This is a genomic window from Pseudoalteromonas sp. APC 3355, from assembly GCF_030407615.1.
GTDB classification, from domain to species: domain Bacteria; phylum Pseudomonadota; class Gammaproteobacteria; order Enterobacterales; family Alteromonadaceae; genus Pseudoalteromonas; species Pseudoalteromonas distincta.
On sequence record NZ_JASDDB010000003.1, the window covers coordinates 71,563 to 89,607 of the forward strand.

Here is an 18,045-nt window from a genome sequence, read left to right on the forward strand (position 1 = left end):
ATGTGTCTGTATTTGTTGCAAGGCAAGCAATATTCAATCGAAGTAAAAAAGTAGTAGCCTATGAGCTACTTTTTCGTGATAGTCCAAAAAATTATTTTCCAGATATTGCAGAAGGTCAAGCAACAGCAAGGCTTATTATGGAAAATCAATTAAATTTAGGTACACGCCATATTACATCAGGCAAAAAAGCGCTTATTAATATAGGACCAGAATCACTAAAACTCGATTTATGTGCTTTCTTACCATGCCAAGACGTTGTGATTGAATTGCTCGAAACCATAGAACCAACCGACGATAACTATGAGCTATGCCGAGGTTTATTTCATAGTAACTACAAACTCGCACTCGATGATTTTGTATATAAACCACAATGGGATCGTTTTTTAAAGCTTGTGAAACTCATTAAATTTGATATTGCAATTACACCTCTTAGCGAAATACAGCCCATAGTTACTAAGTTACAAGCGCATAAACAAATAAAAATACTAGCCGAAAAAATAGAAACACAAGAAGACTATGAGCTTGCCTTTGATATGGGGTTTGATTATTTTCAAGGCTATTTTTTTGCAAAGCCTACCATGATCAAGCAAAACGACGTTGATTACAATTACGGTCTAGTTGTTGCCATATACGCAGAAATCATGAAGCAAAGCCCTGATATTAAAACCATCGCAAGCCTGTTTGAGCTAGATGCTGCACTCGCATATAAGTTACTAAGATTAATAAACAGCGGTGTGTTTCCTATACAAAGCCAAATATCGTCATTAAAGCAAGCGCTTGTGTATTTAGGGCACGAACGCCTGAAAAAGTTTGTGAGCCTTATTGTTACTGCTCATACAGCGGGTAAAAAACCTGCAGAGCTAATGCAAGTGTGTGTTGTACGCGCTCGCTTTTGTGAGCTGGTGGCAAAAAAGGTTAATAAGAGTCAGTCAGGCGAAGCATTTTTAACAGGATTATTCTCGTTACTGGATGCAATCCTTGATCAACCAATGAGCTTGCTTGTTGAAAAGCTACCTTTCCCTGATGAAATAAAAACGGCATTATTAGGGGACAAAAACACACTTTATTATATTTTAAACGTTGTTAAAGCATATGAAACAGGAAGCTGGTGGGCACTTGAACAAGCTGTACTTTTGTTGAATATTGACAGTGCTATACTACCTCCACTTTACCAGCAGTCAGTCGATTGGGCTGACAGTTATAAGAATAATATTTAACGGATAATAGCTTTAATGCGCAATTATAATATGGACTTTATTCGCGGCGTTGCCGTGCTTGGCCTCGTTTACATGAATGGTTACGCCTTCGGTATTTTTGAATACGGGTATAGCTCCTTAACTAATCCTCCTGTTAGCGACTCAATTATTCACACCCTTAGCAGCGTGTTTGTAGACGGGCGTTTTAGAACACTGTTTAGTTTGCTTTTTGGTGCTGGGCTTTACATTCAGTGGCAACGTTACAAGTCTGAAGTGCAGATAAAAAGCAGGCTCTATTGGTTAATCCTCTTTGGTTTAGCGCATGGTTTTTTACTTTGGGCCGGTGATATTTTATTTGTTTACGGTGTATCTGGCTGGTTTGTTATTAAATATTTAGAAAGTGATAGCAACGTACTTTTAAAAAGAGGGCTTGCATTTACCTTGTTGTCGGGTGTGGTTACCTTACTTGTTATATCTAGCGTACCCGATGAAATAATTTACCGCGATACAGCACAGTTTATTGAATTATATAACCCACACTATATTGATTACTTTATTAGTAACCTTGCTATGAACACGTTAATGCTTGTTATGGTGCCAATAATGACAATGTGGATGTGCGTGGGCCTTATGCTCATTGGCATTTATTTATATAAACAAGACGTTTTTAGTAAAGGCTTAACGACTCAGCAATTAATAGTTTGCGGTGCAATGACCCTTGTTTTTTGTGGAATCAGGCTTTATGCATCACAGGTTAATGGCAGCTTAGGATATGGGGTGCAAGAATTTGTAAATATTTTTGCGGCGCTAGGTATGGCTACGCTGTATATTCATTTAATTGTTAAATTTTGCAATAACAGCGCACATGTTGGCAAGCTTATTCAACAAGCGGGGCGCTTAGCATTTACTTTATATATTAGCCAAACACTCATACAACTGTTGTTATATAAAGTGCTATTTACACACTGGGTGCTCAATTTTGATCGTATTGACTACTGGTTAGTTGCAACGTCATTAGTTGCACTGCAGCTCATATTTACCTTTATATACAGCCGCTATTTTAACCAAGGCCCGCTTGAATTTGTATGGCGTAAATTAACGAAAGCAAAAATTAATGCTTAAACACCTATAAATTTTAAATTAGGGGCGAAAAAATAGTGTGGGTGGTTTACACTACTCGCCTTAAAAATTACTACGCTATAAGTGCCATGACCGAATTAAAACGTTTAAATAAATTTATTAGTGAAACAGGATTTTGTTCACGCCGCGAAGCCGATAAATATATTGAGCAAGGTCGTGTCAGCGTTAATGGCTACTCACCAGAAATGGGCGTAAAAGTAGCCGCTACCGATGTTGTATTGGTTGATGGCAAGCCACTTAAAGCCACACCAAAGCGCGTTTATATCGCTTACAATAAACCCGTTGGTATTACGTGTACTACCGAAAGTAAAATTCAAAGTAATATTATTCGCGCGGTAAATTATCCTACGCGTATATTTCCAATAGGGCGTTTAGATAGACCGTCTGAAGGGCTTATATTTTTAACTAACGAAGGCGACATCGTTAATAAAATTTTGCGTGCGGGTAATAACCACGAAAAAGAATATGTTGTTACGGTTGATAAACCGCTTAATCGTCAGTTTGTTACAAAAATGGCCAATGGCGTGCCTATTTTAGATACCGTGACTAAAAAGTGTAAAGTGACACAAACTGCCCCTAAAGAATTTAAAATAGTACTTACACAAGGTTTAAACCGCCAAATACGACGTATGTGTGAATATTTAGGTTACGAAGTGGTGACGTTAAAGCGCACTCGTATAATGAACGTAACACTAAAAGGTTTAAAGGTAGGGCAGTGGCGTCATTTGTCTGATACTGAAATGGCGCAAATAAACGACTCGATTTCTGACTCAGGTAAAACTCAAGAACATTCGCTTGATGCTAATAAACAATCAGAAAATAATACGCCTTCAGCTCCTAAAAAGCGTGATTTTCAGGGTGAAAATCCTCGCCGTTTTAATAAAGGCGAACAAAGTGGCGAGCGAAATTCAAGTCGCAACTCTGAACGCAGTAATGATAATGGCGAGCGCAAAAATGAGCGCAGTAAAGCACCTTATCAAAAGCGTTCTACCACGTATGTTGGTAAGCCAAAAAGTATTAAAGAGAATAAGTCGTCACAGTCAAAACCTAGCTCGGGGCGTACCCTTAGCTTAAAAAAATAATCTGCAGCTAAGTGGTATTCTACTACCACTGTATTTCTTGTACTATATTACCAAGTGGGCTTGTAACGCCCACTAAATTTATATTGTTATTTTGCAAAGTCACCAATTTATTCTTATCTAAATACCATCTAAAAGTGTATTTTCTGTAGTTCTGTAAACTAAGCACTGTTAGCGTTGCACAACTGTACTCATAATCAGTTGAGCAACTACCTACCTCAAGTAATTGATGCTCTTGCTGCCATATATTATTGCTGTGTTTATTGGCCCATAATTTCACAGAAATACAAACTGACGTCCATAACCATAAGTAAATTAAAATAGGCAAAAACAGTGGTATAAATGCGCTTCGGAACTTCCCATGCTCAGCAATATAATTTTTAACTGTATGTTTAAATTCAAAATTATTATTATATTTTTTATATAGGTGCCTTAATAAAACAATCGACAACACTATCGCCGTTATTGGAAATAACGTAAATGTTAAGGTGTTATATATACCGTTGGGAATAAATGCGGGATCGGCTTGTTCATCCCATGCAAGTAGAACCAGTGGAGGAGCCGTTGCTAAAAGTAATAGGGCGCTGTTGAAGAGTTGCTTAAAGGTCAAAGGGTATTCACTTATAAAATGCTAAAGCCAATATAAAATAAGAGTATACCTAAATAAACAGCAATCGCCGATAACGAGTTTTTAGAGCGCAGGCGCTTAACAAGGTCGCGTGTGCCATCAACCATACCGGAAATAACCAGTAGTATGCCCCCTGTAAATCGGTAGTTGTTTAAGTTCACGTTACCATTCTCGTCAGTTATAAAGCGTAAATAACCAAAAAGTATACAAACGCTGCCCACTATTAGTATCGCGGTTTTAAAATTTTCCAAGGTTTTTCCATAATATTGAGTTAGATACTAAAATGCCACTGAGTTTAGTCAGTGGCACTTAACTATATTACGAATTTAGTATTTATCCATATTTACTTTGCAAAACCACCTAGAGGCTTTAATAGAAGTGGTGACAGTGCAGCATGTTTATCGGTTAGTTCTTTAGGTAAATCACCCAAATGAACCATACGTGTTGGTGTTGCTGCAGCAATCCAACGCTCTGCATGATCATCCCAGTTTTGGATGTGTATGTGCGATGCTTCTAAATCTCTAAAGCGCTCATAAACCATAATATCGCCATCGTCAGACATGTAATATTGGTAATTTAGTGTACCAGGCTCTGTTTTTGCACGTTCTACTTGTGAATTCATTACTTCACGAAAGGCATCTAATTGGCCTGGGTTTAGCTTGGCTTCAACAATCCAGCCAAAATTATCAAATGTCGTATCACCGTTTTTGTTAATTTGACTCGTTTGTTCTTCTTCGCGAGAAAAGCCACCAAATGGTTTTAGCCAAAGAGGGCTTAAAGCCGCATGACGCTCACGAACATCGTCAGGTAATTCACCTAAATGCACCATGCGTTTAGGTGCAGCAGCTGCCATCCAATGTGCTGAATGATCGTCCCAATTTTCAATATGTTCGTGTGAAGAGTCTGCATCTGCAAAGCGTTCGTAAACTAAAACATCGCCAGCATCAGACATATAGTATTGATAATTTTTAGTGCCAACTTCATTAAGTGCGCGATTAACTTGTGAATTCATCACCGCTTTAAAGTTTTCAAGTTCACCAGCATTAAGTTTAGCTTCTACTATCCATCCAAAATTTTTAAACATGACTTTCTCTACTTAAATAAATTGCCTCTGTATAAGTGAGGCTAAAAAGTTAAAGGCAATTTCTATCGCCCTAGTTAGCATACCTATTGCTTAATTGGTAAGTGCTTATATAACGAAGCTAAGTGTACAGAGTATTTAAATATTGATAATAACCGCATTTATTTAATCAGTTTATAGTAAATGTATATAATAATAGTTAGCCTATTTTGCAGGCCATTTAAATTTTTAAGTTAAAATTGCTTTATAGACGTGTTCTTAAGCTATTTACAAGTACACTTAGTTATATGAAGGGTAAGCTGTTAAGATGCGCCGTCTTAATAATGCAGAAAGGTTATAGAAGTAACATGTCAAAATTTTTCTTTATGGGTAAGCCCGACATAATGGGTAAAAATAACAGTAATGGATTTGCACCAAAACGTACTGCCAAGCCAGGCACAGAGTTACACCCGTTAACGCTAATTGTAAACTCAGTTGCACGACAATCAGAAATAGAAGCAATACTAGAAGAGCATTCGCTGTTTGCTTCAATTGAAGTTAAAGCTGAAGTACCAGAAGATATTCGCGAACTAGACTTTGCGCTTAGCAAGTCAACACCACAAGTATTTGATAAAGTACCAGAGCGTAACGCACCTTGTGTATGTGGTAGCGGCAAAAAATATAAGAAGTGTTGCGGTTAGTTTCTTAACAACTAAATATGTAGCCTTTCTTTTTTCATCGGTATTAAACAAAAATGCCACTGACCTTGAGCCAGTGGCATTTTTTAATGTTAACCGATTATATGCTTAACTACTTACGCGGTTCGTAATCAATTCTAAATATAACCGTGTAAAGTACTGGCACTACAATTAGAGTCAAAATTGTAGCAAAGCCTAGACCAAACATAATCGTTACCGCCATTGACTGGAAGAACACGTCAAATAACAGCGGGATCATACCTAAAATAGTGGTTATTGCTGCCATTGCTACAGGGCGCACACGGCTAACACCAGACTCAAACACAGCTTGATAAGGCGATTTACCATCGCGAAGCTCAAGGTTAATTTGGTCGACCAACACAATGCCGTTTTTGATTAACATGCCGCTTAAGCTTAATAAGCCAAGCAATGCCATAAAGCTAAACGGCGCATTCATTATCAACATACCCGCACTTACACCAATAATGGCAAGTGGCACTGTAGCCCAAATAACTAAAGGTTGTTTAAGCGAGTTGAATAACAGTACGGTTACCGCAAACATAGCTAAATAGCCTAATGGCAATGAGCCAAAAATAGCCGATTGCGCATCAGATGACGATTCATATTCGCCGCCCCATTCTAATTTATAACCACGCGGTAGCTCTATTGCTTCTACAGGCCCTCGTATGCGGGCAAATAATTTAGCAGCGGTTTCGTCACCTAAAACGTTTTGATCGGCCATTACCGTTATTGTACGTTTACGGTCGCGGCGCATAATTAGGCTGTCTTCCCATTCAACCACAAATTCGTCAACCACTTGCGTTACTGGCACAAACACACCCAGTACTGGGCTATAAATTTGTAAATCGTGAACGCTTTCTACATTTAAACGTTCATTAGCAGGAGAGCGGGCAATAATAGGTAACAGTTGCGTACCATCTCTGTATACGCCTACTTGTTTACCAGAGAGGCTAGTAAGCAGCACATCATCAAGGTCAGATTTACTAATACCTAAACGGCGCGCTTTTTGTTCGTTAAACTGCGGGCGAATCATTTTAGTACGCGCACGCCAGTCATCACGAATATTATAAGCCCCTTCATCCTTTGCTATAACGTCTTCTGCTTTAGCTGCAAGTTTTCTAAGAACTACTGGGTCTGGGCCTGTAAAGCGTGCTTCAATTTTAGCATCGGTAGAGGGGCCAATTTCCATCGGCTTAATTTTAAGCTCGGCTGAAAGTGGCGTACTTTGTGAGTATTCACGCACCTTTTGCATTACTATAGCAACCGCCTCGCGGTTTTTTACTCTAATAATAAGCTGCCCATAAGAAGAGTACGATTTTTGAGGAGCATAAGTAAGCATAAAGCGCGGCGCACCTTGGCCTGTTGTACTTGTTATTTCCTCAACGAGCTCTTCATTTTGTAAGTAGTTTTCTAGCTTTTTAATGCCATCAAGGGTTGCACGTATATCTGAGCCTTGCTGCTGCCAGTAATCTACATAAAACATTGGCGTGTTAGACGCAGGGAAAAACGACTGCTTAACCGCACCAAAGCCAATTACTGCAGAGCAAAGTAATACAACCATAAGAACAAGAGTTGTTTTACGATAATGCATAGACACATCTAAAAGTGCTTTATAGCCTGTAAAAATAAAGCCTTTGTACGGGTCGTCGTCTTCCTCTTCGCCCTCAGCATTCTTACCTTTTTTAAACTCATCTTGTTTAAACATTAAGTTTGCAAAAAATGGCGTAAGGGTGATGGCGGTGATCCAGCTTAATAAAAGCGATATAAATAACACCCAAAATAAGCTGCCAGCAAATTCACCCGTGGCATCAGAGCTTAATCCAATGGGAGCAAATGCAGTAATACCAATAACTGTCGCGCCTAGTAGTGGCCATTTAGTTTGCTCAACAATATTAACTGCCGCTTTTAACTTAGTTTGGCCACGTTTTAAATTTATTAATATGCCTTCGGTTACTACTATGGCGTTATCTACCAGCATACCTAGGGCAATAATAAGTGCTCCCAGAGAAATACGTTGCAGGTCTATGGCAAACAACTTCATAAATATAAAAGTGCCTAAAACGGTCAGTAATAAAATACCGCCAATTAAAATACCGCTTTTTAAACCCATAAATATAAGCAGTACCACAATTACAATGGCAATAGCCTCTACAAGGCTTACAATAAAGCCATCTACCGATTTTTCTACTTCTTTAGGTTGGTTATATACCGATTCAACATGTATGCCGTGCGGACGCTGGTATTCAAGCTCTGCTAAGTGTTCGTCAATACGTTTACCTACATCAACTACGTTAACCCCGTTCATAAACGACACACCAATTAACAGTGCTTGCTCTGAGTTGTAACGAATAACATTAGTAGGTACTTCGGCGTATTCTCTAAATACTTTTGCTACATCGCCTAAATAAATAAGCTCACTTGCACCAGGTTTTGAAATAAGCAGAGTTTCAAGCTCACTTACATCTTTAAATTCCCCGGTTGGGTGAAAGCGAATAGACTCATCGCCAACACGTATTTTGCCCGCATTAGACACCGTATTTTGCGATTGCAGCAAGCCAAAAATATGGCTTGGGGCTATACCTAGTTGAGCCAATTTACGTGTAGATACTTCAACCATAACTTGTGGTTGTTGCTCACCAGCAATAGTTACTTTACTTACACCTTTAACCAAGACTAGCTCGCGCTTTAAAAAGTCTACGTAGTCTTTAAGCTCGTCATATGAGTAGCCGTCGCCAGTAACCGAATATAAAACGCCGTATACATCGCCAAAGTCATCTAAAATAGTGCTTGGGTAAACGCCGCTTGGCAGCGAAGGAGAAAGGTCATTAATTTTACGACGCATTTCATCCCAAATTTGGCGCAGCTGCTCTTTTCGATAAGTGCTTTTCATTTCCACCGAAATTTGAGATTTACCATTTGATGAAATAGAGGTCACATAATCAACATAAGGGAGTTGCTGAATCGCATTTTCAATAGGGAAGGTGACTTCCTCCTCGACTTGCTGCGGCGATGCACCCGGGTACATGGTAATAACCATGGCAGTTTTAAGAGTAAACTCAGGGTCTTCTAGTTGGCCTAGGTCAAAATACGACACACTACCGCCAATTAACAGCAGCAGCGCAAACATCCAACTAATTACTTTTTTCTCTATGGAGAGTTGCGCAAAGCTCATAATTATAAGCCTCGCTCTTTATTCCATGGACGTACTTTCATGCCTTCATCTAATGAATGTACACCGGCAGATACAACCATTTGGCCTTCTTTTATGCCGCTAAGTACTTCAATACCATCACGGTGAACTTGCCCTACTTTTACAGCCTGCTTATTAACAACACCTGTTTCTGGGTTGTATAACCACACATACGCGTTATCAGACACGCTTTCTTTTGCTTCTGAAAAAACCGACTCAACAGGTAAAATTGTATACGCTACTTGCGAGCTAGTAACTTTAGATAAATCAATAAATACACGCCCAGTCATACCGGCAAGTAAATTAAAGTCATCAGGTACTGGCAGCGAAAAAACAACTTGGTAGGTCAGGGTGGTTGGATCAGCCTGTGTATCCCACTCTTTTAAATCAAGGGTGTATTCTTTTTTTGCAAAGCCATCAAACACAACGGTAGGGTGGTAATCGGTACCTTTTTTAATGCGCGCTATTATTTTTTCAGGAACTTGGATTTCTACATCCATTAAGTCGCGTGTTTCTAAGCGTAAAATGTTTTGCTTGGCTTGAATGTTTTCAAAGTTTTTAACAAATACTTTAGCCACAGTGCCTGCAAATGGTGCGCGTAATTCACTGTATTCTAGGTTTGTTTCGGCAATTTTAAAGGCAGACTCTGCCACCTGCATATTGGCCAATGCTTCATCGTATTCAGATTGGCTTGCGATTCTTTTTTCAAGTAATTGCTCAATACGACCAAGTTGCGACTTAGCAAGCTCAAAGCGGGCTTTTCTATCATCGTATTGTAATTGAAAGTCTTCTGGGTCGAGCTTTGCCAGTAGCTGACCTTTTTTAACTTCTTCACCTGCTAAAACCGGAAACTCAACAAGCTCACCATTTACTCTAAACGCCAAGTAAGAGCCTTGGTTTGCAACAACCTCAGCAGGAAAGCTGCGAATGTTAGTTTGAGAATCATGACCTATGTTGAATAATTTAACAGGGCGAATGGGCTCTTCTTTAACTTGTTGTTCTGGCTCAGAACAGGCTATTAAGCTTAATAAAGTCGTAGTTAAAAAACATAGACGAAAGAGTTTCATGTCTTCTCCGTTGCAATGATGGCAAAATAATTAAGTGCAGCATACGCTGCAAACATATAAAATAAAAATCATTAAATTTTAGAAACTCAATAAGTTTTACTTATAATGTTGCAGAGTGCTATATGAAGCTGAATCAATTAATAATTTTAGATGCCATAGTGCAAAGCGCAAGCTTAAGCGGGGCAGCACTAAAGCTACATAAAACGCAGCCAGCGCTTACACTTGCTATTAAAAATCTAGAAGAAAAAATAGGGTTTGAGTTGCTAGACAGAAGTAAGTACCGATTACAGCTTACTGAAAAAGGGCGAATTTTCCACCGCGAGGCGCAGCAACTTCTGCATGCCAACGACGAGCTAGCGCAGCTTGCTAAAGAATTGGCACTCGGTAATGAACCCCAATTTAGAATTTGTTACGAACAACTTTGCCATACGCAGAGTTACAACGAGATCATAAGTAATACTTTTAGATTGTTTACTAGCACCGAATTTAGCTTAACAAGCGGGAAGCGCTTTATTTCGTTAGAGCAAGTAAATAGTGGGCAAGCCGAATTAGGCATTGGCCCTTGGTTTGATTTATTTCATGCGACAGGCGATTTAGAAAGCGTACCTATAGGCAGGCTCGATATTGGCATTGTCAGCGCTAAAGGCGTATTCCCTCAAAAGCTAACCTATAGCGAACTACAAACGTATCCGTGTTTAGCTATGTTTGAAAGTGACTTGAGTATCGACAGCGACAGACTATCGTACTCAAAAGGCTCCGCCATGATGAAAATTGATGATGTATCGACCTTAAAATCGTTTTTACTCTCAGGTGCAGGTTGGGCAATGATGAGTCTAGAACACTGCGCTCCTGAAATAAAAGCAGGCTTACTTCAAGAAATACACATAACTGACCGAGAGCATAAATTTAGCGCACAAATTAGAGCCTTTAGACAACATGCAGTGCACCACGGCCCTGTAGCGCGTACTATTTGGGAGCAATTTAAAGTACTTAGTGAGGCGTATTTAAATGAACGCTGATATTGATAAAGAAACACTTATTTATACTGTTATCGCAGGTATACCAATAGGCAAAGTAGCAAGTTACGGTCAAATTGCAGCTCTTGCGGGTTATCCGCAAAACTCACGATTAGTGGGGCGCTTATTAAAAATGATGCCAAACGACTCAGTTATACCTTGGCACAGGGTAGTGAATAGCCAAGGTAAAATATCATTCCCTGAAGGTAGCAAAAAATACCAAGAACAGCGCGAAAAGCTATTATCAGAAGGCATATTGTTTAAAAATGACAAAGTAAATATGCGCGAGTGCCGGTGGGAGTGATATGACTATTATTGGCAGGTAAGTGCCAGCTGCTGACCTTCAAGGCGTGAATCAAAAACTTTGTTGGGTGGCGCCTTATGCTTAACCAACCTACATTTTGACGTAGGCCGGATAAGTGGCGAAGCCACGCCATCCGACACAGTAAAATATCTTGCCAATTATTATCAATATTTTATGTTGTCTGCTGGCTGGAGAGTGCCATGAACGGACAGTGGTGACGCTTAAATAATGTGCGCTGTTAAGCGACACATTAATTTTCTTTGCTAGGCTTGTTTTATAAGTTAGTTAAACTACTTACTTTAGCTGCTGAACATCGTTGTTCAGTCCAAAGCAAGTTGTATTTTTTCGTACTCAGGTGAGGATTTTAACTCTCCATCAATCTCTTCAATTATTGAATCAAAACTTCTTGTATTTGAAAGTAAGTTCTTCATATCAATAAGTATTTGGTATGCATCTACAAGTTCCGCATACTCGCCGGTCTCTCTGTAATTTTGAATTTCAACATCTAAATATGAACCAAAAGAGCACATCATTGAATCATAACAAAATATATGTTCTATCAAATTACTAAAAAAATTATCTAAAGGTTGTAAAGCCTCATTCCCATATAATTTAAAAGCCAATTGAATGTCTTCAGCATACTCTTTATTGAATATTATTTTATGATCTTCCAATACATAAGCATTAAACAGAAAACCTAAATAATTATATATAGTATCACCATAGTTTTGACTACTGTAAAATTCATAGGGATGCTCTTCAAACTCATAAGCACTAGATATTACAATTGAGCCGCTACAATACCCTAATATATATTGAGTCTTATTATGGTCAATCGATATTTCAGGTTGATCAATACTGACTTCAGCAATGAAATTTAAAACCTCTTCGGCTCTTTCCTCTGAAATCAGTTCGACTTTGATTCCATTTATAGTCATATCAAGAATCATGCGAATATTATATTCACTTGCTAATTGACAATTTCTTACATATGAAATAATCGACTCCAAAACTTTACTTTGAATATCTATGTCTAAACTGAAGATTATTGAAGTCGGTACTTCATAAAAGCACAAATATTTGAAAACGCAGGTCAAGCTAATATCGGAATTATTGAGGCCTACCAATTTTTTTAAAACTTGTTTTGGGGGTAATATCTTTGAGAATTGATCTATTATGATGATATCCCTATATGTCTCATCATAAAATTCAATTAGTCCTGCGCAAATTTCAAGGATACCATGATTTCTAAATGAATCAGGGAGTGCAGAAAAAGCACTACCGCTTAACTCTTTACAAAATAAAGTAGATGGAACTCCATTTTCACTTTCAGCCATTGAGTTTGCTAAGTGTAACAAAGCGTACTTGCAGTCTATGTGTTCAAGTTGGGAAATGATCTCACATTTCTCATCAAGAATTCTCGTTAATATTTTGTATTCACTTTCAAGTTCGTTTGCCTCTGCCCCGTTTTTAATAAGATAGTAAAACTTACCTATCGTATTGATAGAACTTACTTTTTGCCTTGGCTTCTCATTAGTTTCATAAACTTTTTGATAATGATTAATAACGTTCTCGTAGTCATACTCCTCTAGTGGAACTAATCTTAATTCACAAAACTTGTTTGTTTCACTATTTTTAAAAACATCACTAAAATCATTATTGCAGTCATACTTAACTGTGGAAACAAAAGAGTCTGTACAACTAATTACAAATCGTACTCCTAGGTTTCGTATTCTAGTTATATCATCTACTATATTATCTCGCTCATGGCGGTTAACTTCATTTAAACCGTCTATAAAGATTTTAATTCCCTCAGTTGAAAGTAGCTTATTGACGATTAATTCTGTTGCTGGGGCATTTGTGTTTAAGGCTATAATATTGCTTTTTAGATATTGAATTATTCCATTTTTAATTGACTTAGCTCTTAAAAAAATAGCAAAACCTTTCTCATTTATTTCTTCGTAAAAACTATTGCAAATATAGTTAGTTTTCCCTGATTGAGGGGGGCCAACTACTAATGTAATATGTGCATTTGTATCTGGTTTTTCGACTAGGGGAATATACAGTTCTTGACAATATTTCTTAGAGTCAGCTAGCTTTCCACTTAGACGACTTAGCTCAGGGGCTGAAAGCTGTCTACAGATGCACTTAAGAAAATAGTCATCTTTAGAAAGGTTAGATATTGCTTCAGATTTTAAATCTTCTAGCTCTTTAACTTGAAAATGAAATTCACCTGTTATAGTTTTTTTGACATCAAGCTCTGTTATGAGGTTACTGCTTAATGAACAATAGGCTCTCGTATCTTGTGCATTAGTTATTACAACTACAGGTGCCATATTACCTTTAATAAGGCGGGCATAGCTAAGAGCTTGATTGATAGCATGATTATCAATAATTACTTCAGGTGCTTTAACTTCAAATACAATTAAATTTTTACCTGTCTTTGCAGATTTTATAAGTAAGTCTATACGACCGCTCTTCTTTTCCCTTTGGAACTCTCCCCGACCAAGCTGAAATGTTATATTCTTTTCTAACATAATATCTTGATCAGCAAACCCTTTAGATCTTAACCAAGGGTAAACAAGTTTTGTACGTACATCTTCTTCAGTGATCAAATGTTCCATAGTACCTTTGCATTTTACTATAAATCGAATACTTTCTCAGACCAATGGAAAGCATAACATTTTAAAAAAGTGCGCTCATCGCTCATTTTTCTGCATAATATAGTTTTAGCAAATAACCTAAGGTATTACTATCACTAAGTTTTCTAAAACTTTAAAGAAAAGTTAAATAGAACAATATGCGCGTGTCGCTCATTTTTATGACTATAATTCGCTCAAACCAGACCATTCTAATTGGCTTTACCTGCCTAATAAACATAATTACTAATTGAAATATAATGGCAAACACACCCAGCAATAACAAATAAGTGCCAAATAGCGTGGCTAAATTGGGTGTTTTTAGCACTGTAAAAAAAAGTACCTAAACTATAAAAAATGCCGCCGGCAAGTAGCCAGTAAAGTGCTTTTACATCAACACTAGAATAAAGTGGATACACTATAGCCAGTGCAAACCAGCCCATGAGCAAGTAGGTGGCGAGTGATATTTTTTTATTACCGTTTTTTACAAATACTTTGTACGCAACGCCCGCTAGTGCCACCGCCCAAATAAATGTAAGTGTGGCCCATGACCAAGCACCGGTTAATGAGATTAATAAAAAGGGAGTGTAGGTGCCGGCAATTAATAAGTATATGGCGCAGTGATCGCACTTTTTATAAAAGGCTCTTAAGCGCGGTTGAATACTGGCGTGGTACAAAGTGGATGACAAAAACAGCACAAATAGGCTACTGCCATAAATTGCAGTACTAACATACGCCTTAGCGCTGGTGGCTTGGCTAAATAAATCCCACATAACAAATACGGCAAATACAATACCAAGTGCATGGCTAATTACGTTTAGTTGTTCTTCTTTTTTAGAATAGGGCGCTTCTAACGACATGACAGATCCTACCACTATTTGAATGAATTTTAGTGTACAAGTGTACGCTGAGTTTTTCAATGTTATAATTTTTATATGAATACAATAATTTATTATTTTTCATAAAGTTGAAACATCAATTTAACCAATGCGTAATTAATAAGACGTAAAAAAGTCGTAATAGTTCGTTAGATTACCGGTAATTCCTAAAAACAATTAACCGGACGAACAGTGAAAAACATGAAAAATAAATTAACAACACGGCCTTTTCTTAAACTTACTAAATTGTCTGTTGCGATGATTTGCGTTACATCAACAAATAGTTTTGCAGATCAAACCATAAATAAAGAACTTGATGAAATAGTGGTTGTTGCTCAAAAGCGTGCCCAATCAATACAAGATGTGCCTGTAACAATAAGTGCCTACGATGGCGACTTTTTAGAAAGCTTAGGTATAGGTGAACTAGACACTTTATCTGAAATAACACCAGGGCTTGTTATTCAAGAGCAAAGCCCTAACAACCCGGGCTTTGTAATTCGTGGTATTACGTCTGATAGTGGGTCGTCTCAATCATCCCCTCGTGTGTCTATTTATTATAACGGAGCAGATGTATCACGCTCTCGTGGCTCATACTTTGAGCTTTTTGATGTAGAAGGAATTGAAGTTGTTAAGGGACCACAAGCAACACTGTTTGGAACAGCAGCTTCTGTGGGGGCTATTAGTGTAGCAACACGCAAACCAGAAAAAGATTTTTCGGCTCAATTAAAAGCATCCGTTGGTAATTACTCAGCCAAAGGTGCTAGTGGCTTTGTAACGGGTGGCAATGATTTATTGCAAGGCCGTGTTGCTTTTACTTATCGTGAACGTGATGGGTTTATAAAAAATATTGCAGGAGATAGTAACTCCCAAAATCCGGCTGGGTTTAAGCAAGATGATATGCATGCTATTGAGCGTTTTTCTTATCGTCCGTCTTTACGTATTACACCTAATGACGATGTAACGATTGATTTGGTGTATACGTATGAAAAAAATGATGACTCGGGTACATCTTTTAAAAATGGGCTTTATGCACCCACCGGTGGTGATACAAGTCCATATAGCTTTGTTGAAATGCCAGGTAGTCCGTATGCAGAGTCTGTGTTTGGAAAAAAAGACTTAGGTGTGGAGCGCACAGTTAACGATTTAAATTTGACTGTAAATTGGGATGTAAGTAATGACTTAACAATTACTTCAATTACTGCAGGGCGTAATTTTGACTCATTAGAAGTGTTTGACGCTGATGGTACGCAAGCATGGTTTTTAGAATTTGCAGAAGCTGCTGAGGGCGATCAATTTAGCCAAGAATTACGCGCTGTTTATACGCAGAATAAGTTCACTAGTATTTTTGGTGTGAGTTACTTTGAAGAAGATGGTAGCCAGCGTGTTCCATTTAGTACAGAGGAGTCTATATTTTTAAATTGCTTAGGCGTATTGGGTTCAGGTGTTCCTTGTATTAATAATGATGGTAGCGTTAATATTTTAACGCCAGCATTAACAGGTGGTGCAATAAACGAGTTGCCATATTCACTAGAGTTTACAAACTATGGTGAAAACAAAGCGTATTCAGCGTTTGCTGATGTAACTTATGCTGCAACTGAGGCACTGGAGTTAACAGCGGGTCTTCGTTATATAAAAGAAGAAAAGCGCAGTGGTTATAGCTCTGCAGCACCCAATAGTGTTTTAACACAAGCGCCATTGTTTACGGTTGATACAAATGGTGAAACATTCTATGGCGATGCTGATTATGATGATTGGCTGCCACGTTTTAATGCGCTTTATATAATAAACCCTACTACAAATATGTATGCGACTGTTTCAAAAGGGCGTCGTTCGGAAGTACTTGAAGTAAGTTCGGCTAACGATGAACAAGGGAGTGTTGAAGCTTCTATATCAGAAGTCCCAGCGGAAATTATTTGGAACTACGAAACCGGTATTAAAGGCAAAGCGCTTGACGGGCGTTTAGATTACTCTGTCGCTGTATTTTATCAAGATTACTCTAACTTTCAGGTTACGTTACAGGATGATGAAGGCGTTGCGTTTTCTGCAGATGCGGGCTCTGCCACTAATGTTGGCGCAGAGGCTGAAGTAAGGGCGTTAATTAATAATGAGTTTGAGGTATTTGCCAATACGGCTTACCTTGATGCTGAAATAGATGATGATAGTAATAATGGTAACCTCGCAGGCAATAAATTTAGACTACAACCAGAGTGGACGTTTAGTACGGGGCTGTTTTATTCAACAGAATTGTCGAACTCACTTAATTTAACGAGCTCTTTAATATATAGCTACCGCTCTGAAGTGTATTTTGAGCCAGCAAATGCGCCAATATCAGGCTTAGATATTAGCCAACCTGGGCTTGGATTAGTCAGTGCGCGCTTAGGAATTGCAAGTGGTGATGATTGGGCTGTTAGTGTATTTGCTAGTAACTTATTAGATAAAGAGTATTTAGTTGATGCAGGTAATACTGGAGGGGGATTTGGCAACCCAACATTTGTTGCAGGGGCACCTCGCTTTGTTGGTATTGAGTTAACTCTCGGGTTTGGTGGACAATAATACATTTAACTACTTGATATTTTAATTGAGCCACTGCAAAGTGGCTTTTTTATGTGATCACGTTAAAGTGAATTTATATTAGGTAAAAATGAAACAAGATCTAAAAGCTGCTTTACTTACCGCCATTGTTTATCCTGGAGCGGGGCATTTTTCTTTAAAAAAACACCTTATAGGCGCTATTTTTGCGGGTGTATTCTCTGTTCTTTTAATTTTAACCTTTCAAGATATATTTGCGATTGCACAGTGTACTGCAAATGAAATTGTAAACGGAAAAATCCCCATGTCGGTTACGGCCATTTTAAAAGCCGCGCAACAACCATCTAACGCCTGCGCTCAGCTCGCTGAATATAAGTACGTACCTTTAATGATTATAATTTGGGTGCTGAGCATAGCCGATGCATATCGTTTGGGCAGAAAAGCGCTGCCCACTAAAAAATAAGCCAGTTAATCAGAACTCGGTTTGGTTGGCTTATTAATTTTCTTCTCGCATATTTATCCCTGATATTTAGCTATTATTGATGGCGGTAATAATTATTATTACCGCTTTTTCCATTTTTATACATATTTTTTGTAACC

15 protein-coding genes are annotated in these 18,045 nt (G+C 38.1%); 8 read left to right on the forward strand and 7 right to left on the reverse strand.

Going from position 1 to position 18,045, the window contains the following annotated elements:
- The first annotated feature begins 2 nt into the window (after nt 1-2).
- From QMA08_RS06790 to rluF, 3 genes are all read left to right on the forward strand, one after another.
- Nucleotides 3-1,217: an HDOD domain-containing protein gene (locus QMA08_RS06790; RefSeq protein ID WP_039487615.1), complete on the forward strand. Its 1,215-nt coding sequence runs from the start codon at nt 3-5 to the stop codon at nt 1,215-1,217.
- Nucleotides 1,218-1,247: 30 nt separating this feature from the next.
- Nucleotides 1,248-2,318 carry a DUF418 domain-containing protein gene (locus QMA08_RS06795; RefSeq protein ID WP_290174155.1) on the forward strand — a complete coding sequence of 357 codons (1,071 nt, stop codon included), beginning with the start codon at nt 1,248-1,250 and terminating at the stop codon, nt 2,316-2,318.
- Nucleotides 2,319-2,404: 86 nt separating this feature from the next.
- Nucleotides 2,405-3,418: a 23S rRNA pseudouridine(2604) synthase RluF gene (gene rluF / locus QMA08_RS06800; RefSeq protein WP_290174014.1), complete on the forward strand. Its 1,014-nt coding sequence runs from the start codon at nt 2,405-2,407 to the stop codon at nt 3,416-3,418.
- A gap of 22 nt (nt 3,419-3,440) precedes the next feature.
- Here rluF and QMA08_RS06805 read toward each other — a convergent pair whose 3' ends face one another.
- From QMA08_RS06805 to QMA08_RS06815, 3 genes are all read right to left on the reverse strand, one after another.
- Nucleotides 3,441-4,025, reverse strand: coding sequence for a hypothetical protein (locus tag QMA08_RS06805; RefSeq protein WP_290174015.1), 585 nt, complete (start codon nt 4,023-4,025; stop codon nt 3,441-3,443).
- An 11-nt stretch (nt 4,026-4,036) separates the two neighbouring features.
- Nucleotides 4,037-4,294, reverse strand: a complete 258-nt coding sequence (locus tag QMA08_RS06810; RefSeq protein WP_149603663.1) for a MetJ regulator of methionine regulon — start codon at nt 4,292-4,294, stop codon at nt 4,037-4,039.
- A 92-nt stretch (nt 4,295-4,386) separates the two neighbouring features.
- Nucleotides 4,387-5,127 (reverse strand): antibiotic biosynthesis monooxygenase, encoded by a 741-nt coding sequence (locus QMA08_RS06815; protein ID WP_290174016.1) that lies wholly within the window; start codon nt 5,125-5,127, stop codon nt 4,387-4,389.
- A gap of 344 nt (nt 5,128-5,471) precedes the next feature.
- Here QMA08_RS06815 and QMA08_RS06820 point away from each other — a divergent pair, with 344 nt between their 5' ends.
- A complete protein-coding gene (locus QMA08_RS06820) occupies nt 5,472-5,804 on the forward strand; it encodes a PBPRA1643 family SWIM/SEC-C metal-binding motif protein (protein ID WP_024595073.1) in 333 nt (110 codons plus the stop codon).
- A gap of 109 nt (nt 5,805-5,913) precedes the next feature.
- On the opposite strand, the gene QMA08_RS06825 is transcribed toward QMA08_RS06820, so the two are convergent.
- Entirely contained in the window at nt 5,914-8,994 is a 3,081-nt protein-coding gene (locus QMA08_RS06825; RefSeq protein ID WP_039487627.1) for an efflux RND transporter permease subunit, read from the reverse strand.
- A gap of 2 nt (nt 8,995-8,996) precedes the next feature.
- The gene (locus QMA08_RS06830; RefSeq protein WP_039487629.1) at nt 8,997-10,079 is read right to left on the reverse strand and encodes an efflux RND transporter periplasmic adaptor subunit; all 1,083 of its coding nucleotides are present in this window, start codon (nt 10,077-10,079) and stop codon (nt 8,997-8,999) included.
- A gap of 122 nt (nt 10,080-10,201) precedes the next feature.
- Between QMA08_RS06830 and QMA08_RS06835 the strand changes: the two genes are divergently transcribed.
- Together QMA08_RS06835 and QMA08_RS06840 are read left to right on the forward strand one after the other, a co-directional pair.
- Complete coding sequence (locus QMA08_RS06835; RefSeq protein ID WP_290174017.1) at nt 10,202-11,098, forward strand: LysR family transcriptional regulator; 897 nt, start codon at nt 10,202-10,204, stop codon at nt 11,096-11,098.
- Complete coding sequence (locus QMA08_RS06840; RefSeq protein ID WP_002958589.1) at nt 11,088-11,399, forward strand: MGMT family protein; 312 nt, start codon at nt 11,088-11,090, stop codon at nt 11,397-11,399. The genes QMA08_RS06835 and QMA08_RS06840 overlap by 11 nt, the downstream gene beginning before the upstream one ends.
- A gap of 320 nt (nt 11,400-11,719) precedes the next feature.
- Here the strand turns inward: QMA08_RS06840 and QMA08_RS06845 are convergent, their stop codons facing one another.
- Together QMA08_RS06845 and QMA08_RS06850 are read right to left on the reverse strand one after the other, a co-directional pair.
- Entirely contained in the window at nt 11,720-14,023 is a 2,304-nt protein-coding gene (locus QMA08_RS06845; protein ID WP_290174018.1) for a type I restriction enzyme HsdR N-terminal domain-containing protein, read from the reverse strand.
- A 245-nt stretch (nt 14,024-14,268) separates the two neighbouring features.
- Complete coding sequence (locus QMA08_RS06850; protein WP_278381715.1) at nt 14,269-14,898, reverse strand: hemolysin III family protein; 630 nt, start codon at nt 14,896-14,898, stop codon at nt 14,269-14,271.
- 219 nt (nt 14,899-15,117) lie between these two features.
- Here QMA08_RS06850 and QMA08_RS06855 point away from each other — a divergent pair, with 219 nt between their 5' ends.
- On the forward strand, nt 15,118-17,469 hold the full coding sequence (locus tag QMA08_RS06855; RefSeq protein WP_290174019.1) for a TonB-dependent receptor: 2,352 nt from the start codon (nt 15,118-15,120) through the stop codon (nt 17,467-17,469).
- A gap of 88 nt (nt 17,470-17,557) precedes the next feature.
- A complete protein-coding gene (locus QMA08_RS06860) occupies nt 17,558-17,908 on the forward strand; it encodes a hypothetical protein (RefSeq protein WP_002962450.1) in 351 nt (116 codons plus the stop codon).
- The last annotated feature ends 137 nt before the right edge of the window (nt 17,909-18,045 follow it).